Here is a 25,574-nt window from a genome sequence, read left to right as displayed (position 1 = left end):
GATTAAGGAACCAAGAATGACCGTTCTCAACACCTCCACCGTGCTGAACCGACGCTCCCTGCTGCTGGGCGCTGCCCTTGCCGGAACCACCGGCCTGCTCGCCGCCTGCTCCGGCGGTAACAGCTCTAGCGCAGGCAGCTCGCAGAGCGCCTCCAACCTGCTGGAGTCCATCAAATCCGCGGGCAAGATCCGCATCGGCGTGGAGGGCACCTACCGCCCCTACACCTACCACGACGCCTCCGGTAAGCTCGCCGGCTTCGAGTACGACATCGCCGAGACCCTCGCCAAGGACCTGGGCGTGACCGCCGAGTACATTGAAACCCCCTGGGACTCGCTTATCGCCGGCGTGGACGCGGGCCGCTACGACATCGTGCTCAACAACGTGGCACCTACCGACGAGCGCAAGAAGAAGTACGACTTCTCCGTACCCTACGCACACTCCCGTGCCCGGGTGGGCGTGAAGAAAGACTCGAGCCTGAAGAACGCCTCCGAGATTTCTGGCCACAGCGCCGCCCAGAGTGCCACCAGCAACTACCGCAAGCTCGTGGAAGAACGCGGCGCCACCATCATCGAGGTCACCGGCTTCGATGAGGCCATCGAGCAGGTGCTCACCGGCCGCGCCGAGTTGACCGCCAACGACTCCGTGTCCTTCGCCGAGTATTTCAAGGAGCACCCGGACGCCAACCTGCGCCTGCTGGAGGGCGAGGTCGGCCCCGGCACCAACGTTGCCGTTCTGCTGCCTAAGAACCAGACCGCGCTGAAGGATGCGATTGACGCCTCCATCAAGAAGCACCTGGGCAACGGCGACTTCAAGGCAATTTTCGAGAAGCACGTGGGTGAGGACCTGAGCCCCGCCTCCTAAGCTTCTCGGAACAGCCTTCTTGGAGGCTCGGAGAAGCCCAGCTTTCCAGGACTTCCGATGCCGCGTCGTGGTTGATGTATCAGCGGCCTATCCCGCATTGATGAGAGAATATGACGGAATGTTACGTTGAATTCTTTCCGACCGGGAATAGCTGTAGGATAGCCAGCGTTGCACCCGCAGAGAGGGGCACACACCGCACGATGCCCCGGGTTACCACAGGGTGACAACCCGCAACTACAAGAGCATCAACTACGACGCAAAGGAAGAACCATGTCCGCAATGATTAACCGCCGCACCGTCCTCGCAGGCTCCGCCTTCACCGGCCTGGCTGCACTGCTCGCAGCGTGCGGCTCGTCCAGCAGCACCTCCGCATCCAGCACCAACAAGCTGGAGGCTATCAAGTCTGCTGGCAAGATTCGTGTGGGCCTGGAGGGCACCTACCGCCCCTTCTCCTTCCACGACTCGAACGGCACCCTGGTCGGCTTCGAGAAGGAAATCGCCGACCTGGTCGCTAAGGACCTGGGCGTGACCGCCGAGTTCATCGAGACCCCCTGGGACTCGCTGATTGCCGGTGTGGACGCTGACCGCTACGACATCGTCATCAACAACGTCTCCGCAACCGACGAGCGCAAGCAGAAGTACGACTTCTCCGTACCCTACCTGTACTCGGAGCCGAAGGTTGCCGTGAAGAAGGATTCTTCCCTGCAGAACGTGAGCGAGATTTCCGGTCACTCCTCGGCACAGTCTGAGACTTCGAACTTCCGCAAGATGGTGGAGGCGAAGGGCGCCTCGATCGTGGTCGTATCCGGCTTCGATGAGGCTATCGAGCAGGTTCTGTCGGGCCGTGCCGAGATGACCGCGAACGACTCCGTGTCCTTCGCCGAGTACTTCAAGGAGCACCCGGACGCTAACCTGCGCCTGCTCTCCGGTGACCTGGGCACCGGCAGCAACTCCTCCATCCTGATGGCTAAGGGCCAGGACGCCCTGCGCAACGCTATCGACGAGTCGCTGAAGAAGCACCTGGAGAACGGCGATATCAAGGCCATCTACGAAAAGTACGTGGGCGAAGACCTCTCCCCGAAGAACTAATACTTTCTATAAGGAGCTGAGTTCCGTTCATGGAACGCTACCTGAATCTTTGGGCTGAGTCCCTGCCTCAGCTGCTGGGCTCGACCCTGGCAGTGACTATTCCGCTGTCGCTGATTTCGTTCGCGGTGGCGCTGCTGGTGGGCATTGTGTCTGCTGGCGCGCGTACGAGCCGCTTTGCACCGGTGAACTGGCTGGCGTGGGTGTACATTTGGGTTTTCCGTGGCACCCCGCTACTGGTTCAGCTGTTCATCGTCTTCTACGGCCTGCCGAAGGTCGGTATCGCCCTGGACGTGTGGAGCGCCGCAATCATCACGATGAGCCTGCACACCGGCGCGTACGTGGCGGAAACCTTCCGTTCCGCGGTGGCGGCTATTCCGCGCGGCCAGTTTGAGGCGGCGGCAACCCTGAACTTCACCCGCATGCAGACCCTGCGCCACGTGGTCATTCCGCAGGCGGTGCGTATTGCTCTGCCGAACCTGGGCAACAACTTCATTGACCTGATTAAGGGCACCTCGTTGGTGTCGGTCATTTCGATGGTTGACCTGTTCCAGACCGGTAAGCAGATTGCGTCGCGTACCTTTGAGCCGCTGGCAATGTACTCCGAGGTCGCCATCATTTACCTGGTGATTTTCACCCTGCTGACCGCCGCGCAGTCGGCGCTGGAGAAGTACAGCAACCGTTACGTGAGGAGCAACAATGCTTAGCGTTGATTCCATGTCGAAGAGCTTCGGTGAGACGCAGGTGCTCAAGAACATTAGCCTGGACATCCCCGACGGTGAGACCACGGTGATTCTGGGCCCCTCCGGCAGCGGTAAGTCCACTCTGCTGCGTTGCCTGAACCTGCTGGAAACCCCGCAGTCCGGTACGCTCACCATCGACGACGCGCAGGTGGACTACAGCCAGAAACTCACCGACGCGCAGGTGCGTGACATTCGCTCCCGTTCGGCGATGGTGTTCCAGCAGTTCAATCTGTTTCCGAACTACACGGCGTTGAAGAACGTGGCGCTCGCCCCGACCCTCAACGGCACCCTGAGCGCTCAGCAGGCGCAGGAGCGTGCCCGCGAGTTGCTGGCGAAGGTGGGTCTTGCCGACAAGGTAGATTCCTACCCGGACGCGCTCTCGGGCGGTCAGCAGCAGCGTGTGGCGATTGCCCGCGCCCTGGCGCTGGAACCCTCCTACCTGCTCTTTGATGAGCCGACGAGTGCGCTGGATCCCGAGCTGGAGGCGGAGGTTATCCGCGTGCTCATGCAGCTGGCGAAGGAGGGCCGCTCCCTGGTCATCGTGACGCACAATATGGCGTTTGCGAAGAAGGTTGCGGATCGTATCGTGTTCCTGGAGAACGGTACCCTGCGTTACAACGGTGAGCCGACCGGTTTCTTTGCTTCGGATGATGAGCGTATCCGTAAGTTCTTGACCGTGTACGACAGCACCGAGTACACGATTTAGCCGTACTGTACATAGCGAATATGGGCTGGTTTCTGCCGGTCAGATAATCATCTGACGTGCGGAAACCAGCCCATATTCTATATTCAGCATATATTCGTTCTACTCTGAAGGCCTCTTAGAACGACGATACTCATCCAGCTGCTCAGGACTGACCACCTGTAGCTGGTCGGTGAGCGGGGCACCTGGTGACCAGCCCTCATCCTGAACCGAGTTCTCTTCACGGTTGAAGAAGGTGAGCAGGCGGGGGCGGTGCACCTGCAGGCCGCCCGGGGTGGTCGGCAGCTGCCAATTCTTCATATGGGAGAGCACACCAAACACCAGGCACAGGAGAATAGATAGTGCCATCGCCAGGTTAGGGCGGTGGAACAAGCCGGTTACCAGAGCGGTTTCAGAAGCACCCATAAACGCGACCGTTGCGTACAGGGAGTTACCACCAAAGATCGCCGGGATGCGGTTGACCATAATGTCACGGATAACGCCGCCACCAACCGCGGTGGTGATGCCCAGCGCGATAGCGGGCAGCCAATGCAGGCCCAAGTTCAGGGACTTAATGGTGCCGGTTGCAGCCCAGCATCCCATACCCACGAAGTCGACAACGAGCATGGTTCGGGTCGCCCAGCGGGCACTCAAGTCGATGCTGTACGCCAGAATCGAGGAGCCGATAGCACCCACCCAGTAGCCGCCGTCAGTGAGTGCCACGGGCAGTCCGGAGTTCAGTAGGATGTCACGAATCATACCGCCGCCCATGCCGCAGGCGACCGCAAGCAGCAGGAAGCCCACAATGTCGAATCGGAAGGCGCGCGCCACAGCACCGCCGAGCAGACCGTTAGCGACAACGGCGGCAATATCGACGATGCGGAATACCTGATCCGGGTCAAAGAGCTCGTGCATGGGCGTTCTCCTGCGTACGTGATGCGTGTGCTGCGGGTGCCGGTAGGGGAAGTGTGCGCAACGGGGGGTCGGGTGACGACGTTATCACCGCATCCGGCTCTGTTTGCCTGTGCGCGTACCTGAAATGGCACCGATTTATTGTAGACCCGCCGCAGCCTCTGCTCCTAGTTGAAAGGTGCTCATGACGAGCTCTGAGACGTAACGGAGAAGCTTGTGGGCGCGCTAAAAGATGGGCGTAGAATGAGTGAATCTCCACCCCCAATGCTCTGTCATGATTGTTTTTGCGCTGGGTTCTTTCCAGTACGGTAGCGGCATCATTTCTTCGCTACTGTTGGCATTGAGCCCCCTGAATGCGGTGGAGTCCATGGCGGTCATGATGTTTGCCGGTGCGGCGCTGTCGGCGCTCATGGTGTGGCTACCCTCCCGTAAGCTGAGCGCTCGCTAAGCTGGAGCTAGACGAATACTAGAGGCATGTGGCCCGGTCGTTTGATAGACCGGGCCACATCGCAAATCGTTATCTGCGTAAGGTGAAAGGAACCGCCGTGACGGTATCGCGTGACGAAGTTTTCGAAATCCTGCGGGGCGTGGTGCCCCGCCTGGAGGAGGCGCTTCCCGGCTGGTCGGTGCGCCCCAACATCACGGGTACCGGCGCGGTGGGGCTCTACCTGGACGGCCCCGCAATCTACCGGGACGGCGAGCCTCTGGCCGGCGTGAACGCCGAGGGTGAGCCGGTCGTTCGGCACCTGTGCGGTACGATTCAGACCGCCGACCGCGGCCTGCCGCAGGAGCTCGGGCAGGTGCGCTACCAGTACATTCTGGGCGTGAGCGTGGCGGAGCACGAGAGCGAGTACCCCGAACTGACCGACCTGGCGAGCATGGGGGAGCCGAGCTGGGTTCCTGCACTGAGGGCCCTGGAGGCGCTGGTGGAGTCCGAGGGCCGCGAGGCGCTGTTCATCAGCCGCGGCGGGTACGTGCCGGGTCGCCGCGCCCTGGGTAAGCGCCGTGTGGCGCTGCGGCGCGAGTTCTTCCCCGGTAAGCCCTGGCTGGGTTTGGGCACGATTGACTGGTGCGCAGGCGTGCGCTCGACCCCGGTGTACGCCGAGGATCTGGTGGCTCTGGTTGCCGCGGCGACGCGCCTGGCGAGCGGCTGGGATGCCGCCCTGCGAGCGGACTCGGCGACCAGCTGAAACAAAAGTAGCTAAAACAAAGCGGCGCATCCGACCCGCAAAGGGGTGGACGCGCCGCTTGTTTCAAGCTCTAACGCTTAGTGGGTTTAGCCCAGTGCCTCAGCCAGCTTGAACGAGTCGAGCCGTATCAAGCCGCATGCGATATTGCCTTATCGATAGCATGCAAGGGTGATGCATCCTGCTGCCTCTACGGGGGCGTAACCGTAGCGTTTGTAGAGCGCAACGGCGTGTTCAGTACCGACGTCGGTAGTAATGAGTCGCTGTCGAATGTCTTCTCGGTCAAAGTCCTCAATGACACGCTTTAGAAGCGCAGAACCAACGCCCTGTCGTTGGGCGTGCGGATGCACTAGGAGGTCCTGAATGTAGGCGATAGAATGTCCATCCCCGACGGCGCGGACTAGCCCGACGAGCCGTCCCGTTCCGTCCGTGGTTGCCTCTCGTGCGGTGTAGAGATACCGCGACCCTTCCACCATCGGGATGAGACGTTTAGGCGTTTTGGTATAGGCACTCCAGCCCACAGAATCGTAAAGCTCAGTAAGTTCTTCCACGCTGGGAAGGGGGCTGGTGGAGTCCAAAATACAGTACCGCATACAGGCATTGTATAGCGCCAAATCGGGGGAGCTAGGAAACCGCCGTCCAACGCGTTTTTAGCTACTGCAGGGCATAATCTGTGCATAAAGGAAGCGGCGCATCCGACCCGTGACGGGTGGATGCGCCGCTTCTGTGTAAGCTCTAACGCTTAGTGGGTTTAGCCCAGTGCCTCAGCCAGCTGAATGCCCTGTGCCACGCCACCGAGGGTTGCAGCAATACGGATCAGGTCGTTGACCTGTTCCTTGGTTGCGCCCTCTTCACGCAGGGTGTGCTCGTGAGCCTCAACGCAGTGGGAGCAGCCGTTGACTGCGGACACTGCTAGAGCGAACATCTCGAAGTCCAGCTTCTCAATGCCACCGTTCTTGCCGATGATCTGCATACGCAGGTTTGCACGCTGGTCATCGTATGCACCGTTCAGGAAGCCACGGGTGCGGTAGAAGATGTTGTTCATGCCCATGATGGTTGCAGCACCCAGAGCAGCCTCGTAAGCGGTGTCGCTCAGGTGCTCCTTAGCCTCTGCAGCAATCTCAACAACAACAGAGTCAACCTTGGTTGCTGCTGCGGTTGCGAGGATTGCGCCCCAGAGCTGCTGCTCGGTGAGGGAGGTGATGCGGGGCAGGGAGGACAGGTTGAGGTTCATGTCCTTCGCGTAGGAAGGCAGAGCCGAACGCAGGTTATCGATGCTCATGGATTACTTCATCTCCTTGAATGCGTCGATGGTTGCTGCACCCTTCTTCCAGTTGCATGCGCACAGCTCGTCGGACTGCAGTGCGTCCAGCTGGCGGAGCACCTCGTCGGTGTTACGGCCGACGGAGTCAGCGGTAATGGAGACCGACTGGATGGTGTTGTGGGGGTCGATGATGAAGGTTGCGCGGTCTGCAACGCCGTCCTTGTTCAGGATGCCCAGTGCTGCGGTCAGTTCGCGCTTGAGGTCGGATGCCATGACGATGGGCAGGTCCACGAGCTCTTCGTGGGAGCGGCGCCATGCGTAGTGGGTGTACTCGTTGTCAACGGAAACACCAATCACCTGGGTGTCGCGTGCCTCGAACTCGTCAGCGAGCTTGCCGAATGCTGCGATCTCGGTGGGGCAAACGAAGGTGAAGTCCTTCGGCCAGAAGAAGACGACGCGCCAGGTGTCTTCGTCCAGACCCTCGGAGGAGACGGTGGTGAAGTAGTCTTCGGGCTTGGTTGCTTCGATGTCAGCCAGCTTACCGGGGACAACGCCGGTGAGCTCGTATGCGGGGAACTGGTCGCCGATGGTCAGAACTGCCATAGTGTTCTTCTTTCTGCTTCGTGCCGCGCGGATTCGTTGCGCGGCGCTTGTTCTAAGTGGTGCCCATTGGGCGGGCTCGATAACTATTTTATTATGAATAATTCATAATAATCAAGTGATGACGCATTAAAACAGAAGTGTTTAACTATGATTTGCATCACCGAGCATTCTAGGATGCTCACAAAAGCTTTTCCGGCGCACAAACCTGAGGGTTTAAGCTCGAATCATGACCCCCGAACACAGTAACTTCTCAGAACACAGTGACTTCTCAGGACACAGCGAACATGCAGAGCCCAGCCAGCCTGAACTCATTACCGAACGCCTCACCCTGCGCCACCTGCGCGAGGCGGATATCCCCGACATCGTAGAAGCCTGCCGCGACCCGCAAATGATTCGCTACACCCGCGTACCGCTGAACTACACTCGCGCCGATGCCGAGGACTCCCTACTCACCACCGCCCGCCAGATTGCCGCCGGGCAGATCCGACGCTGGGCGATTGACGCCTCCGGTGTGTTCGCGGGGAGTATCGAGCTGCGCTTACCTGACGGAACCCCCGAAAGCCCCGGAACCCGCGCCGAACTGGGCTATTACACCGCCCCGAAGGCGCGCGGCAAGGGGTATATGACCGAGGCGTTGCGAGCCGTCCTTGGCTACGCTTTCGACCCGCTCGGGCTGGGTCTCGAGACTGTTCGCTGGACCGCCCTGGCGGGTAACGAGACCTCCGAACGTGTGGCGGTTAAAGCGGGTTTCACCGGCATCTACGACGATATTGACCCGAACTCCGGCCGCCCCGACGAGAACGGTCACCCGGTGCAGCATCGGGTGCGCCGCGCCGATATGACCCGCGCGCAATTCGCGGCGCTCTGGGCTAACTAGGCTCGGAGGCTATCTAGCTACCTGATGCCGAAGCCGCGGAACGAGCCGGACGGCTCCTCCCACTCGACGACCACCTCGTCAACCCGGCCCGCGGTGTCATCACCGCGCAGCACATCCACCAGGCGAGCGCAGGAGGCGGCGGTACCCTCCGCAACGACCTTGACGCGCCCGTCGTCGAGGTTTTCGGCGTAGCCGGTCAGTCCCATGGGCTTGGCGGTTCCGGCGCACCACCAGCGGAAGCCCACACCCTGCACTTTGCCGCTGACGAAAGCGACGAGGCGGATTTCGGCGGGTTCTGCCGGGGTGCGGTCGGTGAAGAAGTCAAAGAAACCCATGGGTCCTCCCGGGGGTCGTCTCGTTGAGGGTGGTCTGATGGGGCGCTGGTGCTAGCGCCCCGATAAGCTTCTATAGCTTCAGTCTAGTGGGTGCGATGTGCTTATTGCCGGGTTGCCGCGGACGGGCGCCGGTAAGCCGCTGATGAGCGCTGATTAGGGTAGAGCAACCGGAGCCGCGCCCACAAGGGGAGTAAGATGGGGTGATATTTATTAGCGGCAACGCTGAACACGCAGACTGTACCCGCAACGCTCATCCGCTGGAGGATCATTGAGTTCACGCCCCAAGAAAGCGCCTCTCGTCGGTAACCCGGCGAAGACACCCTACAAGCCCTGGCCTGCTCTCTGGTCCCTGGTTGTTGGCTTCTTCATGATCCTGGTGGATGGCAATATCGTCACCATCGCCCTGCCGCACATGCTGCAGGATCTGGATGCATCCCTGTCGGCGGGTATGTGGGTGACGAGCGCCTACCTGTTGGCGTACGCGGTGCCGCTGCTCATTACCGGTCGTATGGGTGACCGCTTCGGTCAGAAGAACCTGTACATGATCGGCATGGGTATTTTTACGCTTGCTTCCCTGTGGTGTGGTCTGGCGGCGGACGTTGAGTCGCTCATCGCTGCCCGCGTGGTGCAGGGCCTGGGCGCATCGCTGATGACCCCGCAGACCATGTCTCTGATTACGCTGATGTTCCCGCCGAATGCGCGCGGTGTTGCGATGAGTATTTGGGGTGCGACTGCGGGTGTCGCCTCGCTGATTGGCCCGATTCTGGGCGGCGTGCTGGTGGATGCCCTGAACTGGAGCTGGATTTTCTTCGTGAACATTCCGGTGGGTCTGATTGGTCTGTTCCTGGCGTGGCGTAATGTGCCGGTGTTTGAGCAGAAGAAGCACAGCTTCGACTGGTTGGGCGTGGTCCTGTCGGCGGTCGGCCTGTTCCTGCTGGTCTTCGGCATTCAGGAAGGCGCTAGCTACGACTGGGGCATCATGACCGATTCGTTCCTTGGTACCGGCATTGCGGTGAGCGTGTGGGGTCTGATTATTGCCGGCATTCTGGTGCTGGGCCTGTTCATTGGCTGGCAGGCTATTAATCCGCGTGAGCCGCTGGTTCCGCTGAGCCTGTTCAGTGACCGTAACTTCTCCGTGTCGAATGTGGCTATCTCCGCTATGGGTGTGGTTGCTATCAGCATGGCGTTCCCTCTGACCCTGTACCTGCAGCAGGTGGAGGGTCTGGACCCGACCCAGGCTGCACTGATGACCGCCCCGATGGCGTTGTTCTCGGGCGCGTTGGCGCCGGTGGTGGGTGTGCGCCTGAACCGTAACGACCCGAAGTGGATTGCCGTGATTGGCTTTACGCTGCTGGTGATTGGTTTTGCTCTGCTCCGCCCGACGATGGTTGCGGACGGCAACCTGTGGCTGATGGTTGGTCCGATGATTATTCTGGGCGCGGCGAACTCCTGCATTTGGGGTCCGCTGTCGGTGTCGGCGACCCGTAACCTGCCGCCGCAGCGTGCAGGTGCCGGTTCGGGCGTGTACAACGAGACCCGCCAGATGGCGTCGGTGCTCGGATCGGCTGCGATTACCACGATTATGGCTTCTGCGATTACCTCGCACCTGTCCGCGTTGGGTCCTGCTACCGCAGCGGGCGGTGGTTCTCACGGCGGTGCTGGAGGTGGCGTGCTTCCCCAGGTCCTGCGTGAACCCTACGCGGCGGCAATGGCTGATTCCATGATGCTTCCCCTGGTCGCCGCGGCAGTGGGTGCGGTCGTGTGCCTGTTCTATGCCTCCAAGAAGACCTCCGAGGCGAAGGGTGCCGCACAGAACGCTGAGGTGGAGGCCACTAAGTAGAAGGCTTATCAGAGCGCTTTACGTCATAAACGGTGCATAACTTGAGATGCGGTGCAAATACCGGGACAAACTAGATGCACTCTGTGTATGATGAGGCGGGTCACCGTCGAACAGAAGAGAACCAAGAATGGCTCCTTTTCCTCCATCGGAGGGTTCGGCAGTGACCCGCTGTCTTTTAAACGCCGTGCTCACTTGCGGCATGCCGGCTGCACACCGGCAACAGCGATACACATGACCACCGCACCGCGCGGCTACCGTCTGACACTTATACCTACCAGTGGACCGGGCCCGTATGACCCATACCGTACGCAACGTCAGATGAAGTAATCTAACGCGCGGCCAAGACACGAAGAGAGATCCTATGTCTTTTCTGACCTCAAATCGCGTGGTGCGTACCGCGCTCGCTTCGGCGGCACTGCTGGTACTCGGCACTGTTGCGGCCCCCGCAGCGCAGGCGTACAACCCGGACATTGACGGCGACGGCATCCCCAATACCTGGGAAATGAAGGGCTACGACGCCGACGGCGACGGCAAAATCGACGTGGACTACCCCGGCATGGGCGCTAACCCGCTGAAGAAGGACCTCTTCGTGGAGATGGACTACATGCCCGGCCTGCTCGCTAGCGAGGAAGAGCTCGACCGCATCACCGAATCCTTCGCGCAGTTGCCCCTCCGCAATCCGAACGGCACCACCGGCATTAACATTCACCTGGATGCCGGTAGCGCCCGCAGCGCTAAGTACAACCTCGGCGGCGGCAACGAAGTGGCGCACGAACAGCTCGACAACACCATGACCAAGTGGGTCGAAATCCGCTCCAAGAACATGGACCCCAACCGTGAAAGCGTCTTCCACTACATGATTTGGGGTGACGCCTACGATGAGTACGGTTCCTCCGGCCTGGGCTACGTGGGTGGCCGCGGCTTCATCGTGACCGTCGGCCCGCGCTTCTGGGGCAAGTCTGCAACCTCCGACGTGCGCGTGGGCACCTTCATCCACGAGCTGGGCCACAACCTCGGTCTGGGTCACGGCGGCACCGATGACGTGAACGACAAGCCGAACTACCTGAGCGTCATGAACTACATGTACCAGATCTACGGTGTGCGCCGCGCCAGCGGTGAGCTGAAGTTCAGCTACTCGACCCGCGCCTACAAGACCCTGGACGAGAACAAGCTGGACGAACGCGCCGGCTTTGGTCGCAACGCCTACGGCTGGCTGTACTTCCGTAAGCCCGCCTGGGAGGGTATCGACTTCAACGGCAACGGCAAGATTGATGACGAGCCGGTGTCGGTTGACCTGAACGGTGACGGCGAGCTGACTGAACTGACCGCTCCGAACGACCTGGCGACCCTGAAGCTGCAGGCTGAGGGCACCGAGGCGCAGGGCGGCGTGTACCGTTCCGAGAAGCACCTCTCGGCTGAGATTGACCACAATGAAATGACTGCCGACCTGGCTCGCTCCAAGGGCATGGTCCCCGCTAAGGACTAGCCTCTAGCGGCTGTCGGCGGTAACCGATACGCTGAGCCTTAAATACGGCGAGGGGCCCGGCATCCATAACGGATGCCGGGCCCCCGGTGTTTAAATTCGCTGTCTTAGCGGGCCATCTCCCTTAGCGGCTAATGGTTGCCGAAGCGCGCAAACCAGCCAGGTCCTGGAAGGTGTACTCGCCACCCTCGGTCAGCTGCATTGCGACGCTACCGCTGGTGATCTGAGCGGTGGTGGTCAGGGTGTAGCTGGAGGTCACCTCGGTGAAGTACACCGGAACCAGCGAAGCCAGAACCTGCGCGTAGCTCACGCCGTCCTTCGCGGTGGCTTCCAGGTAGTCGGAGGTGCGGATGTCCAGTACGCCGGTCCAGACGTTGTCCTCGATGACCGGCTCGTAGAACTTCGCAGTGTATGCGATGCCGTTGAACGCCGCCACGGCGGGGTTGTTGGTCTTTGCGCCGCCCGCACTCTTGGCGAGTGCCGGGATCTCAACGTCGTTCTCGGTGTCCCACAGCAGCGGGTCGGTGACGTCCTCGGCGGTGGGGAAGGTGAATTCGAAGGTCACCTGCAGGTGCGCCTGAGGGTACAGCCAGGAGCTGCCCTGGAACTCGCCCTTGGAGTTGATGGGTGCGGAAATCCACAGGCCCGCGCCACCGTACAGGCCTGCACCGACGCTACCGCCGGGGGTGAAGGTGCCGCCGCCGAGGCTCTGCGGGGTGGTGGAGGTCGCGGTGATGTTGGGTACCTGCACGGTGTAGGAGTCCAGGCCGTAGCGGGTATCAAAGTTGTTGGCGGGGTTCGAGTTGAACGCCTGAGTGAAGACACCGAACCTCAGGGTCGGGGTTTCCTGCGCATCGGTGGACGCCGCGTAGGCGGGTACCGCCGCCGCGGTTGCGATGACGGGGGTGCTCCAAGCGGCACCCTTGATGAGTGCGCGGCGGTTCAGACCGTTAGTGGTGTTCGAGGAAGAAGTCATAGGATCTCTCTTGTTGTGAAGAATGTGGTGATGCGTGTGAGTTGAATTACTGATACTCTAATGTAATTCAGCTCATCTTCAAAATTATCTCAACTTTTACCTTAATGTATGAACATTACGGTACCCAGCTCACCTAGCGCGTGAAACGGGAGCATCATGGAAACCGTGGAGAACGCCCTCCCGGAAAACTCCACAGAAACACCACCGGTCACCACACACTGAAGGAACACAACATGGCATTTCTGAAGAGCGCACGCGTCACGCTTGCCTCCCTCGCAGTGCTCTGCCTGGGCACTATCGCAGCCCCTGCAGCAAACGCCTACAGCCCCGACATTGACGGCGACGGCATCCCCAACACCTGGGAGCTGAAGGGCTACGACGCAGACGGCGACGGCAAAATCGACGTCGACTTCCCCGCAATGGGCGCAGACCCCAACCACAAGGACATCTTCGTCGAGATGGACTACATGGCAGGCCTGTTGCCCAGCGAAGACGAACTGGACCGCATCACCAAGATTTACGCCGACCTGCCCCTGCGCAACCCCGACGGCACCCACGGCGTGAACATCCACCTGGACGCAGGTGACGCCCGCAGCGCCAAGTACAACCTGGGCGGCGGCAACGAAATCAGCTACCAGGCACTCGACAGCGAGTTCAAGGCACTCCACCGCATCAAGGCGACCGAAGGTAAGTTCAACCCCGCCCGCGAAGGCACCTTCCACTACGTCATCTGGGGCGATTACTACGACAACAGCACCTCCTCCGGCATTGCTAACTTCGGCGGCCGCAACCTCATGGTCACCGTCGGCCCGCACTTCTGGGGCAAGGCAACCAGCGACATCCGCGTGGCAGTGTTCGTGCACGAGCTCGGCCACAACCTCGCACTGAGCCACGGCGGCTGGGACGAAATCAACTACAAGCCCAACTACTACAGCGTCATGAACTACCAGTACACCCTCACCGGCGTGCCCATGGCTGACGGTAGCCGCTACTTCGGCTACTCCACCGCCGAGTACCGCATGCTCAACGAGGCGAAGCTGTACGAGGCGCGCGGCTTCGGTCCTCGCGCGGCTGGCTTCCTGTACAAGGGCAAGCCCGCCAACCAGCCGATTGACTTCAACGGCAACGGCAAGATTGATACCGAGCCGGTGTCCGTGGACCTCAACGGTGACGGCATGATCACGAACCTGGGCGCGGCAAACGATGTGAAGATGATCCGCTTCCAGGCGACCGAGCACCCCGAGAAGGACAAGGGCCCCGAGCACATTGAACCGAGCGGCATTACCGCTGAACACGCTCGTTCGCTGGGCCTGATTTAAGCGGCGCAATGCCGAAGAGCCTTGTCAGCTCTATAAAATGAAAAGGTGCGGATACCGAATCATCATTCGGTATCCGCACCTTTACTCTATGTAGCTTTCGGCTCAGCTCAGTAACAGAGCCTAGACAGCCTCGCTCACGCGGCCAGTATCCACCAGCACCTGCGCAATGTGGCCCAGCGCCTCCTCATTCTGCAGCGAAGAAACATCGCCCAAAGAACGGCCCTGGTACAGCTCACCGAGCAGACGGCGAGTAATCTTACCCGAACGGGTCTTCGGGATATCGGCAACCGCCACAACGTCCTTCGGCTTAGCAATCGGGCCAATGTGCTCACGCACGTGTGCGGTCAGCGCCGCCTTCAGCTCATCCTCAGTCAGGTCCTTACCCTCATCGGTGAGCGTCACGTAGGCGACCGCCTGGTGACCGGTCAGCTCATCCTCCACGGGGCAGACACCAGCCTCAACCACAGCCGGGTGAGTCACCAGCGCCGACTCAATCTCAATCGTGGACAGGCGGTGACCCGAAATGTTAATCACGTCATCAATACGGCCGAGGATGTACACGTTACCCTCTTCGTCTTCCTTCGCGCCGTCGCCAGCGAGGAACCAGCCGCGCTCGCCGTAGTGACGCCAGTAGGAATCCAGGAAACGCTGCGGGTTCTGCCACACGGTACGAGCCATTGAGGGGCCAATCTTATCGACCACGATGAAGCCCTGCTTGCCGGGTTCGACCGGGTCGCCGTGCTCATCCACCACGCGGGTGGACACGCCGGGAACGGCGCGGGTAGCGCAGCCGGGCAGGGGAGTGCAGTGCGGGGTACCCTCCGGGTAGGTGCCCTCGGGTGCGAATGCCGGGTCGTGCGGGCGCGGGGAGCACACGGTCGAACCGGTCTCCGACTGCCACCAGGTGTCGATGAACGCCGCGGTGCCGCCGCCCACGTGCTCGCGTAGCCAGCGCCACGCCTCCGGGTTGATGGATTCGCCCACCGAACCGAGCAGACGCACGGTCGAGAAGTCGTACTTGCCGGGCTCCGGGCCGTTCGGGAACGCACCCATGAGGGAACGAATCAGGGTCGGCGCGGTGTAGTAGTTGGTCACGCCGTAGCGTTCGATAACCTCAAAGTGGCGACCGTAGTGCGGGGTGTTCGGGGTACCCTCGTAAATCACCTCGGACACGCCGTTGACCAGTGGACCGTAAATTTCGTAGGTGTGGGCCGTGACCCACGCCAGGTCGGCAGTGCACCAGTGAACGGTGGACTCAACCTTTTCCGGGTCGTTAACAGCTGACAGCTCGTCGGGGCGCAGCACGCCGTTCTCGTCCACGTAATCCGGCAGCAGATCGTAGAGCAGCGCGTGGGTGTACGCGGTCTGCACCAGGTATCCAGCCATGGTGTGTACCAGGCCCTTGGGCTTACCGGTCGTACCGGAGGTGTAAATAATGAACAGCGGATCCTCTGCGTCATGCAGTTCGTAGGCGTGGGTGTCCGGCTGGTCGTCAACCAGGTCGTGGTACCAGACGTCGCGGCCCTCAGTCCACGGCACAGCGGCGTGCGCTACCGGGTCGGAGGCGCTGGTGCGGTCCACCACGATAACGTGCTCAATGTTGTTCTCGCCGGAGCATGCTTCGTCGGCGTTGACCTTCACGGGAACGACCTTGCCGCGGCGGTTCTGACCGTCGGTGGTGATGAGGACCTTCGCGCCGGTGTCTTCCACACGGAACTTCAGCGCCTCGGCAGAGAAGCCACCGAAGACGAGGGAATGGATCGCGCCAATACGCGCGCAGGCGAGGGTGAAAATAATGGTTTCGGGGATGACGGGCAGGTAGATGACCACACGGTCACCCTTGCGCACGCCCAGGGACAGCAGGCCGTTCGCTGCCTTCGCGATGCGGCGCTGCAGTTCGGCGTAGGTGATGGCTTCACGGTCGCCGGGTTCACCTTCAAAGTAGAGGGCTACCTTGTCGCCGCGGCCCGCCTCCACGTGGCGGTCCACGCAGTTGTAGGCGACGTTGAGCTTACCGCCCTCGAACCACTTAATTTCGGGGATGCTGAACTGTTCGATGCCGTCCTCATCGAAGCCGAGGGACTTCGGCTTCTCGAAGCGGTGCGCGGTGTGCCAGGGCTCAGCCCAGGTGAGGCGCTGCGCCTGCTTCTCCCAGAACGCGACGCGTGCCTCGTCAGATTCGAGGGCGGGGTTCGGGGTGGGGTTCAGCGGGTCGGTGAACGAGTAGGGGGTGGGCAGTCCCATTATTCTCCCATCGGTTGCTGGCATTAGCACCCTTGCTCGCCGTGCCGCTGTCTGTGTGACCGTGGGGTCTGTGTGTGCGTTGGCGAGGGGGTTGCTGCGACGTCACGGAGCCAGGTCTCTCGGTCGCTCTGGATGGTTTGCCTTCTTAGTAAAGCGCGCTCCGGGCCAGGAAGCAAAGGAGCCCGTCATATTCGGCATGCTGTGTATCGGTTCGTAATATTCCGAAATATTTAAAGACCCCGCCCCGCGCTCACTGCTGTGGGGCGCGGGGCGGGATTCATCATCATCATTCAGTAGGCGACAGGTTTCCCCGCCGACTTCTTTCTCCGGCGCGTAGCGATGATTAGCTCACCTTTGGGGAGCAGCCACGCGGCGGACATCTCTCCTAAAACTCAGCGCGTGCTGAGTGTTGCGTTTAGCTGTGGTGCTAATTGCTGGTGGCGTTAGTTGCTGGGGTACTTCGCCTTCACCCAGCGCTCGAAAACACCCACCAAGGCGTCGGTAATCTTACCGAGCACCGCCAGCGCCACAATAGCCAGCAGCAGGCGGTCGGTGCGGCCGTTGTTCTGCGAGTCGGTCAGCAGATAACCCAGGCCCATGGATGCACCCAGCAGCTCAGCGGCGACCAGGAACAGCCACGCCTGAGCCAGCGCCAGACGCAGACCCGAAACGACCGACGGCAGAACCGCGGGAAGCTGAACCGTGGTGAACAGGCGCAGACCCTTCAGGCCGAAGGCGCGTGCCGCCTCCACAAGCTTGGGGTCAACGTGCGCCAGAGCCGCAGAAACCGTGGTGTACACCGGGAAGAATGCACCAATAGCAACCAGGGTCACCTTGGAATTCTCACCGATACCGATCCACAGCAGAAGCAGCGGAACCCACGCCAGGGACGGTACGGCACGTAGCGCACCAATGGTCGGCGCGGCAATCAGACGCACCGGCGCAGACAAGCCAATCAGCGCACCCAGCACCAGGCCGAGCACGGCACCAATACCGAAACCAATCAGCACACGCTGAGTAGAAATCGCCACGTGGCGGCCCAACTCGCCGCGCTGTGCCAGCTCAACACCGGCGCTGACCACACGGTCGGGGGAGGGCAGCTGAACCTGGGTGAACACGCCGTTGGTGCTCAGAATGTACCAGAGGGCAATCAGCGCCAGGGGCAGAATCAGGCCCAGGTACTGCTTACCGGCGAACGGGTTCGACGGCAGCTTCACAGAAGTAGCGCTCTTCTCGGCATGCTCAGCGTGAGCGCTGGAGGTGGCACTAACCGTTGCGGCGGTCATTACTTCTCAACCACCTTTGCGATCTTCTCGACGGCGGCGCTGTCAGCCTTCTTGGCGAACTGGTCGTCCACGATGCTGTTCAGGGCCTTGTCCACGTCGGACTGGGAGGGGACGTCGCCGGACTCGACCAGAATCGGGCCAACGCCCTTGAGTACCTCAACCTGCTTAGCGCCCGGAACCGGGTCGATGTCCAGGTGGGTGCGGTCCATGACGACCTGGGCGGTCTCGTGCTTAATGCCGGACTCTTCCTCCACAATCTTCACTGCCTCTTCGGGGTTCTTCTTAGCCCAGGCGCGAGCGTACTCGTACACGTCCACAATGGTCTGTGCGGCGGTCGGGTTGGACTGGATGAACTTCTCGGTTGCGTTCAGGAAGCCGTAGGTGTTGAAGTCCAGGTTGCGGTAGAAGAGCACGTCGCCGCTTTCCACCTCGGCGGCAGCCATAATCGGGTCCAGGCCGCTCCACGCGTTGACCTGACCGTTATCCAGTGCGGTGCGGCCGTCGGCGTGCTGCAGGTTCTGAATGGTCAAATCCGAAGCAGAAATGCCCTCCTGCTTGAGTGCCTGCAGCAGCAGGAAGTAGGGGTCGGTACCCTTGGTCACGGCAACGGTCTTACCCTTCAGATCCGCAACCTTGGTGATGCCCGAGTCCTTGCGGGTGACGAGCGCCGACCACTCGGGCTGCGAGTAGAGGCTGATGACCTTGATGGGGGAGCCGTTCGCGCGGGCGAGCAGTGCCGCCGAGCCCGCGGTGGAGCCGACGTCGATGTTGCCGCTGCGCAGCGCCTCATTCGCCTTGTTCGAGCCGGCGGACTTGACCCACTCAACCTTCTTACCCTCGGCGGACAGGGCGGTCTCGAGCCAGCCCTTCTTGCGGATAATCAGCGAGAGCGGGTTGTAGGTGGCGTAGTCAATGGTCACGGTGTTCTTGTCGCCACCACCGGCAGCACCGGAGGCGCTAGCGGAACCGGAACCCTCACCGGCGCAGGCGCTGAGCAGAGTAGCAAAAGCGGCGGCTGCGGCAAGGGACTTGAGGGCGGTACGGCGAGACGGGGAGAAAGTCATGATGGTTCTTTTCGCTTCTGAAGATGATGATGTGATGTATTGATGAGATGAAATGCGGCAGCTCTAGCGTTGCCTGCGGTTCTGGCGTTGTTGCGGCCTAGGCGATATCTTCCACGCCGAGCTCAGCGAGCAGTTCGCTACGCAGCGCCGTGATCTCTGCATCGGCGCGGTCACGCGGGTGAGAACGGTCAACGGTCACAATGCGCTGGATGGTGGCGGGCGCCTCCGGGGTGTCCTTACCGAGAACAATGACCCGGTCAGAGAGGTACAGCGCCTCTTCCACATCGTGGGTGACCAGCAGAATGGTGGTCGGATCCTGACGATGCACGTCCAACAGCAAATCCTGCATGTTGATGCGGGTCAGCGCGTCCAGAGCACCGAAGGGCTCGTCGAGCAGCAGCACGCCGGGGTTGCGTGCGAGCGCTCGCGCCAGGGACACGCGCTGAGCCATACCGCCTGAAATTTCCTTGGGACGGTGGGTTGCATACTCGCCCAGACCGACCAGGTCGAGCAGGCGCGCTACGGATGCTGCGCCGTCAGATTTTTTGGTGCCCTGCGGCAGTCCGAGCGCCACGTTGTCGGCGACGGTGCGCCAGGGGAGCAGGCGCGGTTCCTGAAAGCCGATAGCCACGCGGGGATCGAGTCCGGTCACGGCCTTCTCGCCGATACGCACGGTACCTGCGGTGATGCGGTTCAGGCCTGCTGCTGCACGCAGGAGGGTGGATTTGCCGCATCCGGAGGAGCCGATGACGGAGATAATCTCGCCGGGGGCTGCGGTGAAGGAGACTCCGCGAAGAACTTCGTGGGTTCCGCCGGGCACGGGGAAAGATTGCCCGACGTCTTCAAAGCTGAGGGGGACGGCGGCGGTGGATACGGCGTGTCGGCCGGTGTTTTCACTGGTGGGTACGTCAGTTACTGCACTGTTGAGTGTCATGTCACTTCCATCGTTCCTGGCGTTAGCACCGGGGGCGGAAGAATCCGTGCCGGTTGCTGCGACGTCGTGGAGCCAGGTCTCTCAGTCGCTCTGGATGGTTTGCTCCTTCAACCCTATGGGCTGTGCCACGCCTCAATCAACCTAACGGGCGCGTATGAATTTCTATGACTCTTTATTTCGCATTTGTCACGAAATATTTCGGTCCCCCCGTCACAAAAAGATTTTTTCGTCACAAACGTGACCTCCCTCCCGCGCGCCCCGTACACTCAAACCACGAGATCATGAGTCCCGGCGCTAAGCTCTGGCTAGCCGGGCGGCAACCCTCTCCCGTAGCGGGGTGCCCCAGATGATGATCTGGCCTCAACGGAATGAGGCAAGTACGGCGCGAACGCGCCACCTGCACGAAGGTCACCACCGAACGCAGAAGGTGTCAGGAGGCGGCGCGCGGGGTGCAGGGTACAAACCCGATCGTCCCCGATCATTCGCGAAAGGAAAATCGATGGCTGAGCAGAAGAAGCGCATCGTAGTTAACGCATTCGAGATGACCTGCATCGGTCACCAGAGCTTCGACCTCTGGCGTCACCCGCGCTCCCGCGCAACCGAGTACAACACCATCAAGTACTGGACTGACCTGGCTAAGACCCTTGAGCGCGGCCTGTTTGACGCCGTGTTCATCGCTGACGTGGTCGGCATCTACGACGTGTACAAGAACTCTGCCGCTCCCGCCATTGAGGGTGCCGCTCAGGTTCCCGTGAATGACCCCGCAACCCAGATTTCTGCGATGGCTGCAGTGACCGAGCACCTCGGCTTCGGTGTGACTGCTGCCGCTACTTTCGAGCAGCCCTACACCCTGGCTCGCCGCTACGCCTCCCTCGACCACCTCACCGAGGGCCGCGTCGGCTTCAACGTGGTGACTTCTTACCTGCCGTCGGCTGCTGAGAACCAGGGCCTGCCCACCCAGATTCCGCACGATGAGCGCTACGATATCGCTGACGAGTTCCTGGACGTCTGCTACAAGCTGTGGGAAGGCTCCTGGGAAGACGGCGCAGTCATCAAGGACCGCGAGCGCGGCGTCTACGCTGACCCCTCCAAGGTCCACCCGATTGGCCACAAGGGCAAGTACTTCTCCGTGCCCGGCATCTCCCTGACCGAGCCGAGCCCGCAGCGCACCCCCGTGATTTTCCAGGCTGGCGCATCCAGCCGCGGTCAGAAGTTCTCCGGTAAGCACGCTGAGGCTGTGTTCATCAGCGCCCTGCGTCCCGACCTGACCCGCGTTGTGACCGACCGTATTCGCACCGCTGCCGAGGAGCAGGGCCGTAGCCGCGACGACGTCAAGATCCTCGCAATGCTCTCCGTCATCGTGGATGAGACCGAAGAGAAGGCAAGGGCAAAGTACGAGGATTACAAGAAGTACATCAACCTCGACTCTGCACAGGCTATCATCGGCGGCTGGTCCGGCGTTGACCTGTCCCAGTTCGACGAGGACGAGGTTCTGAACTACGTGCAGACCGAGTCGATTCAGTCCTTCCTGACCCCCTTCACCCTGCAGGCGAAGGACAAGAAGTGGACCCGCAAGGCCATCGCTGAGCACACCACCCTCGGCGGCATGGGCGATGTCATTGTTGGTGACCCGGTTCAGGTTGCTGACGAGCTGGAGCGTTGGATTGACGAGGGTGGCCTGGACGGCATCAACCTGGCGTACCACGTCTCCCCGGGTTCCTTCGAGGACTTCATCGAGTACGTTGTTCCCGAGCTGCAGAAGCGCGGCCGCTACCGCACCGAGTACGAGGGCAACACCCTGCGTGAGAACATCTTCGGTAAGGGCCACACCAAGGTCGCTGACAGCCACCCGGCTGCTAAGTACCGTGGCGCATACGTGGGTAAGCCTTCGGCTGCTGACACCCCGGCTCGCGCAATCGCTGAATAAGCGTTGCCGCTGATGCGCACCGTGTAGGTTCGCTCAAACTTAACGATTGAAAACAAGAACGCCCGTTCTGCTGAGGATAGTATCCTCGGCGGAACGGGCGTTTCTTTGCGCTGTGCTTTCATGAGGCGGTGCCTTCTTGACGTGGCGCTTTCTCTATACTGGGTGGCATGACTGAACTAAACCATGATGACCGCTGCCCCTGCTCGAGCGGCGAGGTGTACGGCGCCTGCTGCGGCAGGTTCCTGGGCGAGTTTGCCGCCTCCGGTGCGCTGACTGCGCCTGCGCCGGAGCAGCTGATGCGCTCGCGTTTTACCGCGTTTGCGACCGGGGATGCGGCGTACCTGTTGGCGAGCTGGCATCCGAGTACCCGCCCGGGCACGCTGGATTTGGAGGATGATATCCGCTGGTACCGCCTGGATATTCTGGGTTCTTCAGGCGGCCCGTTTGATGCGTCCGGCACGGTGGAGTTTGTCGCCTACTATCGGTCGGTGCCGGGCACCCCTGCGGAGGAGCGGGTGAAGGGCAGCATGCATGAGCTGTCGCGCTTTGAGAAGGTGGGCGGCGCCTGGTTCTATGTGGATGGTGACGTCCGCTAACTCTAGCTCTCGTCGCCCCTGTCTCGTGCAGGGTGCGGGCACATAAAGAAATGGCAGAATCATTCCGAAACCGGAACGATTCTGCCATTTCTTGTTTTAGTTAGCTTCTATCTTTTAGAAGCTTTTCAAGATATTTCTCTAAACGAGAGGCTACCTCCAGCTCACGGTCAGAAATAATGCCGGTATATTCGTGAACCGACCTCGAAATACCGTCATGAAGGCGATATATCTGTTTTCCAGAAAGCGTCGGGATATCTCGACGCTCTTGAGAATTAAGAACCGAAGACAAAAGAATAATGTCTCGGAAATGCCGACTTTTATCGGAATCTCCATTGTTGAGCAGAGCCGATACCTTCTCGTAAAGAGCGCCCAAACCATCAGGAACATTGACTGTAAATTGGCGGTCAGCGCAGAGTACAGATGCTTTACGGGTGCGTTCAAGCCCAAACTGGGCACCACGAGTCTCTAGCAGGCGACCAAACCCCGGATACTCATAGGTGCGAGCGGCCTCCGACTGTCCCGAAGGAATGAGGATATCTATCTGAGCTTCACCTCGAACCCACCGGTGATTTTGACCTGATGCATTGAATCCGGCAATTGAAAATCCGGCATTGTTAAGAGCCTCATGGAATTGGTGAATATGCGCTCTTGACGCACGAATATCAAGAATAACGTCGATATCGTGAGTGGAGCGAGAACCCGCGTAGCTTCGTTCTGAAGCCAACAAACGCATCATGCTTCCGCCAGCCAGGGACCATCCTTGCGGCATAATCTCTGAGATATCAGCCAGACCAAGCCAAGAGGCGCGCTCTGCCCCAATAGCAGGAATCAAAATAGGGGATGCGGTCATGACTAAGACGCTTTCTTGAAAACAGAATCGTGAAGAATGCGTTCTGCCTCAGCGGAGCTTCGCGGATCCCCCAAATCTAGAAGATCTACCGCCACATGCAGGGGCAGAATATGGGGCGGCTCATCGCATTCACGCAAGATGACATTCGCTGAATCTGCGGAAGCCGGGACCAGATTGTACAGAAAAATGATGTTCTCTAAATCCTGGCTCGAAACATATGCATCAACCATTGAGCCGTACACCTGCGAAATATCGCTACTAATACCGGTCAGCGACAATGCAGGGTCTTCCAAAATTGCAGGAATCTCAGCGGGAGGAGCTAACAGGTGATGCACTTTCAACCCGCGGCGGGCTCGGTATCGCTCAACAGACGCTGCCCCTTGCACCTGAATCGCTGAGGCACGTTCTTTTGCCCTGCGGCGTTCCTCAGCAGATAGAACAGACGCCTGCCCATCGAAGTATCGAGCTAGGGTGTTGAATGCATCGAAGGAAATAGGGCGGCCAGCATTACTGCGGTGTGCTGCAGGGAGGGAATCTACGACCCAGCGGCTTCCCAATTTACGCCCTTGAAGCATCCCGCGTTCTAGGCGGGCGCGCACGCTTCGCTCTGAAACTTTAGCTTCTTGGGCATACTCTTGAACGGACATCATGGCAGAATCATACCGGAAACGGAATGATTCTGCCATGATTTTTCCTTGCACCCAGGCGCGATAAGGAACATGTAAGAGCGAATCAGATACACAAAAGGCAGGCCCTTCGGCAGCTTGAAAACTTACGTTCTCAACCGCCTCAGGAACCTGCCCTCAGCAAATATGTGCTCCGTTGGAGTTAGTGGGTCCAGCCGTTAATGATGCCCATACCGAAGTAAATCACGAACACCGCGGAGACCAGGTACATCAGCCAGTGCACGTCCTTGCCGCGGCCCTGCACCAGACGAATGAAAGTGTAGGACACGAAGCCGGCACCAATACCGTTCGCAATCGAGTACGACAGCGGCATGAAAATAATGGTCAAGAACGCCGGAATACCCAGACCCCAGTCAGTCCAGTCAATATTCACGGCCTGGCGAATCATCAGGAAGCCAACCACGACCAGCGCCGGAGCAACCGCCTCGAAAGGAACGATGGTGACCAGCGGCGAGATGAAAATCGCCAGCAGGAACAGCACACCGGTCACAATGTTCGCAAAGCCGGTGCGTGCACCCGCACCAATACCGGTAGCGGACTCCACGAAAATCTGGTTCGCCGAACCGGACGCGCCACCACCGACAACGGAACCGAAAGCGTCCACGAGCAGGACCTTGTCAATGTCCTCAACCTTGCCGTCCTTCATGGTGCCAGCCTCGGCGGCAAGACCCACCGAAACGCCCATCGCGTCGAAGAACACGGACAGCAGAATGGTGAACACCAGCAGCGAAGCAGCTAGCGGACCGATGTGGGTGAATGCGCCGAACAGGTCAGCGGAACCGATGAGGGAGAAGTTCGGGGTGGTGAACTTCATGTCCGCCAGGGAAGGCACGTTCAGGGACCAGCCGGTCGCCGCCTCCTTCACAGAACCGGAGGGGACAACCGCCTCCAGAATCAGGGACAGCGCGGTGGAGGCGAGCACGCCCCACAGGATCGCCCCCTTCACGTTACGGATGAACAGGGCGATGGTGAAGAACAGACCGAAGAGGAAGACGAGGGCGGGCCAGCCGAGCAGGTGACCGCCCGCGCCGAGGCTCACCGGAACGGTGGTGCCAGCTGCGTCAGGCATGCGGCGGATAATGCCGGAGTCGACCAGACCGATAAAGGAAATAAAGAAGCCGATACCGACCACAATCGCGGTCTTGAGCGACTCGGGGACCGCCTCAAACACCGCGGTACGGAAGCCGGTGAGCACCAGAACGGTCATGATCAGACCAGCAAGAACGACCAGACCCATGATGTCTGCCCAGGTCAGGTTCGGGGTGGTGGCAATGGTGGAGGCGAGCAGCGCGTTCACGCCCAGGCCAGCCGCCATGGCGAAGGGCTGCTTGGCGATAACACCCATGAGGATGGTCATCACGCCGGCAACCAGTGCGGTCACAGCTGCGACGGGTGCGATACCGAGGGTGCGTTCGGATGCGTCCTTGCCGAGGCCGATGACGAGAGGGTTCAGCACCACGATGTAGCTCATGGCGAAGAATGCGGCGAGGCCACCGCGGAATTCTGCGGCGATGGAGGAGCCGCGTTCGGAAATCTTGAAGTAGCGGTCGAGCGCACCGGTGGGTGCTGCCGCCTTCGGGGTTTCAGACATGTGAGGATCCGTTGATGTTGTTCGGTGTGTACTGTTGCGCCGCCGGTTTCACGGGTGAAAGCCATGTCGGGCGCCACAATGGTTCAACCATTGTAGGCGCCGCCGCTCAGCTCGTGCCGGTGAAACGCGTTGTGTGCAGCGGTTCAGTCGGTGATGTGGTGTTTTCCCCGCCCGCAGCCGGCGCAAGTAACCAGACTCGGTAGCTGGAGCCAGGGGGGCAAGGGAAG

25 protein-coding genes and 2 riboswitches are annotated in these 25,574 nt (G+C 60.5%); of the genes, 12 read left to right on the top strand and 13 right to left on the bottom strand.

Going from position 1 to position 25,574, the window contains the following annotated elements:
* The first annotated feature begins 16 nt into the window (after positions 1-16).
* From QZ822_RS03445 to QZ822_RS03430, 4 genes are all read left to right on the top strand, one after another.
* Positions 17-862, top strand: coding sequence for a transporter substrate-binding domain-containing protein (locus tag QZ822_RS03445; RefSeq protein ID WP_294642614.1), 846 nt, complete (start codon positions 17-19; stop codon positions 860-862).
* A 270-nt stretch (positions 863-1,132) separates the two neighbouring features.
* Complete coding sequence (locus tag QZ822_RS03440; RefSeq protein WP_294642612.1) at positions 1,133-1,951, top strand: transporter substrate-binding domain-containing protein; 819 nt, start codon at positions 1,133-1,135, stop codon at positions 1,949-1,951.
* Between the two features lie 29 nt (positions 1,952-1,980).
* Positions 1,981-2,655 (top strand): amino acid ABC transporter permease, encoded by a 675-nt coding sequence (locus QZ822_RS03435; RefSeq protein ID WP_012904266.1) that lies wholly within the window; start codon positions 1,981-1,983, stop codon positions 2,653-2,655.
* The gene (locus tag QZ822_RS03430; RefSeq protein WP_294642611.1) at positions 2,648-3,397 is read left to right on the top strand and encodes an amino acid ABC transporter ATP-binding protein; all 750 of its coding nucleotides are present in this window, start codon (positions 2,648-2,650) and stop codon (positions 3,395-3,397) included. Before QZ822_RS03435 ends, QZ822_RS03430 begins: the two co-directional genes overlap by 8 nt.
* 99 nt (positions 3,398-3,496) lie before the next feature.
* On the opposite strand, the gene QZ822_RS03425 is transcribed toward QZ822_RS03430, so the two are convergent.
* Positions 3,497-4,288, bottom strand: coding sequence for a trimeric intracellular cation channel family protein (locus tag QZ822_RS03425; protein ID WP_294642610.1), 792 nt, complete (start codon positions 4,286-4,288; stop codon positions 3,497-3,499).
* A 271-nt stretch (positions 4,289-4,559) separates the two neighbouring features.
* Here QZ822_RS03425 and QZ822_RS03420 point away from each other — a divergent pair, with 271 nt between their 5' ends.
* Both QZ822_RS03420 and QZ822_RS03415 read left to right on the top strand, forming a co-directional pair.
* Positions 4,560-4,733, top strand: coding sequence for a hypothetical protein (locus tag QZ822_RS03420; RefSeq protein WP_005509188.1), 174 nt, complete (start codon positions 4,560-4,562; stop codon positions 4,731-4,733).
* 97 nt (positions 4,734-4,830) lie between these two features.
* A complete protein-coding gene (locus tag QZ822_RS03415) occupies positions 4,831-5,475 on the top strand; it encodes an L-alanine-DL-glutamate epimerase (RefSeq protein ID WP_294642609.1) in 645 nt (214 codons plus the stop codon).
* A gap of 149 nt (positions 5,476-5,624) precedes the next feature.
* On the opposite strand, the gene QZ822_RS03410 is transcribed toward QZ822_RS03415, so the two are convergent.
* The 3 genes from QZ822_RS03410 to QZ822_RS03400 all read right to left on the bottom strand — a co-directional run bounded on the left by QZ822_RS03410 (position 5,625) and on the right by QZ822_RS03400 (position 7,339).
* Complete coding sequence (locus tag QZ822_RS03410; protein WP_246823124.1) at positions 5,625-5,948, bottom strand: N-acetyltransferase; 324 nt, start codon at positions 5,946-5,948, stop codon at positions 5,625-5,627.
* 275 nt (positions 5,949-6,223) lie between these two features.
* A complete protein-coding gene (locus tag QZ822_RS03405) occupies positions 6,224-6,754 on the bottom strand; it encodes a carboxymuconolactone decarboxylase family protein (RefSeq protein ID WP_070688070.1) in 531 nt (176 codons plus the stop codon).
* Positions 6,755-6,757: 3 nt separating this feature from the next.
* On the bottom strand, positions 6,758-7,339 hold the full coding sequence (locus tag QZ822_RS03400) for a peroxiredoxin (RefSeq protein WP_005509190.1): 582 nt from the start codon (positions 7,337-7,339) through the stop codon (positions 6,758-6,760).
* 226 nt (positions 7,340-7,565) lie between these two features.
* Between QZ822_RS03400 and QZ822_RS03395 the strand changes: the two genes are divergently transcribed.
* Positions 7,566-8,216, top strand: a complete 651-nt coding sequence (locus QZ822_RS03395; protein WP_294642608.1) for a GNAT family N-acetyltransferase — start codon at positions 7,566-7,568, stop codon at positions 8,214-8,216.
* Positions 8,217-8,233: 17 nt separating this feature from the next.
* Here QZ822_RS03395 and QZ822_RS03390 read toward each other — a convergent pair whose 3' ends face one another.
* The gene (locus QZ822_RS03390; protein ID WP_070605110.1) at positions 8,234-8,551 is read right to left on the bottom strand and encodes an acylphosphatase; all 318 of its coding nucleotides are present in this window, start codon (positions 8,549-8,551) and stop codon (positions 8,234-8,236) included.
* A 268-nt stretch (positions 8,552-8,819) separates the two neighbouring features.
* Here QZ822_RS03390 and QZ822_RS03385 point away from each other — a divergent pair, with 268 nt between their 5' ends.
* Positions 8,820-10,391: a DHA2 family efflux MFS transporter permease subunit gene (locus tag QZ822_RS03385; RefSeq protein ID WP_294642606.1), complete on the top strand. Its 1,572-nt coding sequence runs from the start codon at positions 8,820-8,822 to the stop codon at positions 10,389-10,391.
* Positions 10,392-10,752: 361 nt separating this feature from the next.
* Complete coding sequence (locus QZ822_RS03380; protein WP_294642605.1) at positions 10,753-11,877, top strand: zinc-dependent metalloprotease family protein; 1,125 nt, start codon at positions 10,753-10,755, stop codon at positions 11,875-11,877.
* 121 nt (positions 11,878-11,998) lie between these two features.
* Here the strand turns inward: QZ822_RS03380 and QZ822_RS03375 are convergent, their stop codons facing one another.
* Entirely contained in the window at positions 11,999-12,850 is an 852-nt protein-coding gene (locus tag QZ822_RS03375; protein WP_294642603.1) for a transcriptional initiation protein Tat, read from the bottom strand.
* 233 nt (positions 12,851-13,083) lie between these two features.
* On the opposite strand from QZ822_RS03375, the gene QZ822_RS03370 reads away from it, so the two are divergent.
* Positions 13,084-14,169: a C4-dicarboxylate ABC transporter substrate-binding protein gene (locus tag QZ822_RS03370; protein ID WP_294639640.1), complete on the top strand. Its 1,086-nt coding sequence runs from the start codon at positions 13,084-13,086 to the stop codon at positions 14,167-14,169.
* Positions 14,170-14,289: 120 nt separating this feature from the next.
* Here QZ822_RS03370 and QZ822_RS03365 read toward each other — a convergent pair whose 3' ends face one another.
* The 4 genes from QZ822_RS03365 to QZ822_RS03350 form a co-directional block, all read right to left on the bottom strand.
* The gene (locus QZ822_RS03365) at positions 14,290-16,413 is read right to left on the bottom strand and encodes an AMP-binding protein (protein WP_294642600.1); all 2,124 of its coding nucleotides are present in this window, start codon (positions 16,411-16,413) and stop codon (positions 14,290-14,292) included.
* 443 nt (positions 16,414-16,856) lie between these two features.
* Entirely contained in the window at positions 16,857-17,699 is an 843-nt protein-coding gene (locus tag QZ822_RS03360) for an ABC transporter permease (RefSeq protein ID WP_294642598.1), read from the bottom strand.
* A complete protein-coding gene (locus QZ822_RS03355) occupies positions 17,699-18,763 on the bottom strand; it encodes an aliphatic sulfonate ABC transporter substrate-binding protein (RefSeq protein WP_294642596.1) in 1,065 nt (354 codons plus the stop codon). Before QZ822_RS03355 ends, QZ822_RS03360 begins: the two co-directional genes overlap by 1 nt.
* A gap of 97 nt (positions 18,764-18,860) precedes the next feature.
* On the bottom strand, positions 18,861-19,697 hold the full coding sequence (locus QZ822_RS03350; protein WP_294642594.1) for an ABC transporter ATP-binding protein: 837 nt from the start codon (positions 19,695-19,697) through the stop codon (positions 18,861-18,863).
* 4 nt (positions 19,698-19,701) lie between these two features.
* A riboswitch (SAM riboswitch) is annotated at positions 19,702-19,798 on the bottom strand.
* A 176-nt stretch (positions 19,799-19,974) separates the two neighbouring features.
* A riboswitch (SAM riboswitch) is annotated at positions 19,975-20,083 on the top strand.
* 113 nt (positions 20,084-20,196) lie between these two features.
* Here QZ822_RS03350 and QZ822_RS03345 point away from each other — a divergent pair.
* Together QZ822_RS03345 and QZ822_RS03340 are read left to right on the top strand one after the other, a co-directional pair.
* Positions 20,197-21,624: an LLM class flavin-dependent oxidoreductase gene (locus tag QZ822_RS03345; protein ID WP_294642592.1), complete on the top strand. Its 1,428-nt coding sequence runs from the start codon at positions 20,197-20,199 to the stop codon at positions 21,622-21,624.
* Positions 21,625-21,791: 167 nt separating this feature from the next.
* The gene (locus QZ822_RS03340; RefSeq protein WP_294642591.1) at positions 21,792-22,220 is read left to right on the top strand and encodes a YchJ family protein; all 429 of its coding nucleotides are present in this window, start codon (positions 21,792-21,794) and stop codon (positions 22,218-22,220) included.
* Between the two features lie 100 nt (positions 22,221-22,320).
* On the opposite strand, the gene QZ822_RS03335 is transcribed toward QZ822_RS03340, so the two are convergent.
* The 3 genes from QZ822_RS03335 to QZ822_RS03325 form a co-directional block, all read right to left on the bottom strand.
* Positions 22,321-23,070 (bottom strand): hypothetical protein, encoded by a 750-nt coding sequence (locus QZ822_RS03335; RefSeq protein WP_294642589.1) that lies wholly within the window; start codon positions 23,068-23,070, stop codon positions 22,321-22,323.
* A gap of 2 nt (positions 23,071-23,072) precedes the next feature.
* Positions 23,073-23,756 (bottom strand): hypothetical protein, encoded by a 684-nt coding sequence (locus tag QZ822_RS03330; protein ID WP_294642587.1) that lies wholly within the window; start codon positions 23,754-23,756, stop codon positions 23,073-23,075.
* A 142-nt stretch (positions 23,757-23,898) separates the two neighbouring features.
* Positions 23,899-25,347 carry an NCS2 family permease gene (locus QZ822_RS03325; protein ID WP_294642585.1) on the bottom strand — a complete coding sequence of 483 codons (1,449 nt, stop codon included), beginning with the start codon at positions 25,345-25,347 and terminating at the stop codon, positions 23,899-23,901.
* Between the last annotated feature and the right edge of the window lie 227 nt (positions 25,348-25,574).

This window comes from uncultured Rothia sp. (assembly GCF_916715725.1).
Taxonomy (GTDB): domain Bacteria; phylum Actinomycetota; class Actinomycetes; order Actinomycetales; family Micrococcaceae; genus Rothia.
This window is presented reverse-complemented; position numbering and strand designations above follow the sequence as displayed.

Bases quoted from the DNA above. Each gene is read 5' to 3' on its own strand.
- QZ822_RS03445 (WP_294642614.1), top strand. From the start codon at position 17: ATGACCGTTCTCAACACCTCCACCGTGCTGAACCGACGCTCCCTGCTG.
- QZ822_RS03440 (WP_294642612.1), top strand. From the start codon at position 1,133: ATGTCCGCAATGATTAACCGCCGCACCGTCCTCGCAGGCTCCGCCTTC.
- QZ822_RS03435 (WP_012904266.1), top strand. From the start codon at position 1,981: ATGGAACGCTACCTGAATCTTTGGGCTGAGTCCCTGCCTCAGCTGCTG.
- QZ822_RS03430 (WP_294642611.1), top strand. From the start codon at position 2,648: ATGCTTAGCGTTGATTCCATGTCGAAGAGCTTCGGTGAGACGCAGGTG.
- QZ822_RS03425 (WP_294642610.1), bottom strand. From the start codon at position 4,288: ATGCACGAGCTCTTTGACCCGGATCAGGTATTCCGCATCGTCGATATT.
- QZ822_RS03420 (WP_005509188.1), top strand. From the start codon at position 4,560: ATGATTGTTTTTGCGCTGGGTTCTTTCCAGTACGGTAGCGGCATCATT.
- QZ822_RS03410 (WP_246823124.1), bottom strand. From the start codon at position 5,948: ATGGTGGAAGGGTCGCGGTATCTCTACACCGCACGAGAGGCAACCACG.
- QZ822_RS03405 (WP_070688070.1), bottom strand. From the start codon at position 6,754: ATGAGCATCGATAACCTGCGTTCGGCTCTGCCTTCCTACGCGAAGGAC.
- QZ822_RS03400 (WP_005509190.1), bottom strand. From the start codon at position 7,339: ATGGCAGTTCTGACCATCGGCGACCAGTTCCCCGCATACGAGCTCACC.
- QZ822_RS03395 (WP_294642608.1), top strand. From the start codon at position 7,566: ATGACCCCCGAACACAGTAACTTCTCAGAACACAGTGACTTCTCAGGA.
- QZ822_RS03390 (WP_070605110.1), bottom strand. From the start codon at position 8,551: ATGGGTTTCTTTGACTTCTTCACCGACCGCACCCCGGCAGAACCCGCC.
- QZ822_RS03380 (WP_294642605.1), top strand. From the start codon at position 10,753: ATGTCTTTTCTGACCTCAAATCGCGTGGTGCGTACCGCGCTCGCTTCG.
- QZ822_RS03375 (WP_294642603.1), bottom strand. From the start codon at position 12,850: ATGACTTCTTCCTCGAACACCACTAACGGTCTGAACCGCCGCGCACTC.
- QZ822_RS03370 (WP_294639640.1), top strand. From the start codon at position 13,084: ATGGCATTTCTGAAGAGCGCACGCGTCACGCTTGCCTCCCTCGCAGTG.
- QZ822_RS03365 (WP_294642600.1), bottom strand. From the start codon at position 16,413: ATGGGACTGCCCACCCCCTACTCGTTCACCGACCCGCTGAACCCCACC.
- QZ822_RS03360 (WP_294642598.1), bottom strand. From the start codon at position 17,699: ATGACCGCCGCAACGGTTAGTGCCACCTCCAGCGCTCACGCTGAGCAT.
- QZ822_RS03355 (WP_294642596.1), bottom strand. From the start codon at position 18,763: ATGACTTTCTCCCCGTCTCGCCGTACCGCCCTCAAGTCCCTTGCCGCA.
- QZ822_RS03350 (WP_294642594.1), bottom strand. From the start codon at position 19,697: ATGACACTCAACAGTGCAGTAACTGACGTACCCACCAGTGAAAACACC.
- QZ822_RS03345 (WP_294642592.1), top strand. From the start codon at position 20,197: ATGGCTGAGCAGAAGAAGCGCATCGTAGTTAACGCATTCGAGATGACC.
- QZ822_RS03340 (WP_294642591.1), top strand. From the start codon at position 21,792: ATGACTGAACTAAACCATGATGACCGCTGCCCCTGCTCGAGCGGCGAG.
- QZ822_RS03335 (WP_294642589.1), bottom strand. From the start codon at position 23,070: ATGACCGCATCCCCTATTTTGATTCCTGCTATTGGGGCAGAGCGCGCC.
- QZ822_RS03330 (WP_294642587.1), bottom strand. From the start codon at position 23,756: ATGGCAGAATCATTCCGTTTCCGGTATGATTCTGCCATGATGTCCGTT.
- QZ822_RS03325 (WP_294642585.1), bottom strand. From the start codon at position 25,347: ATGTCTGAAACCCCGAAGGCGGCAGCACCCACCGGTGCGCTCGACCGC.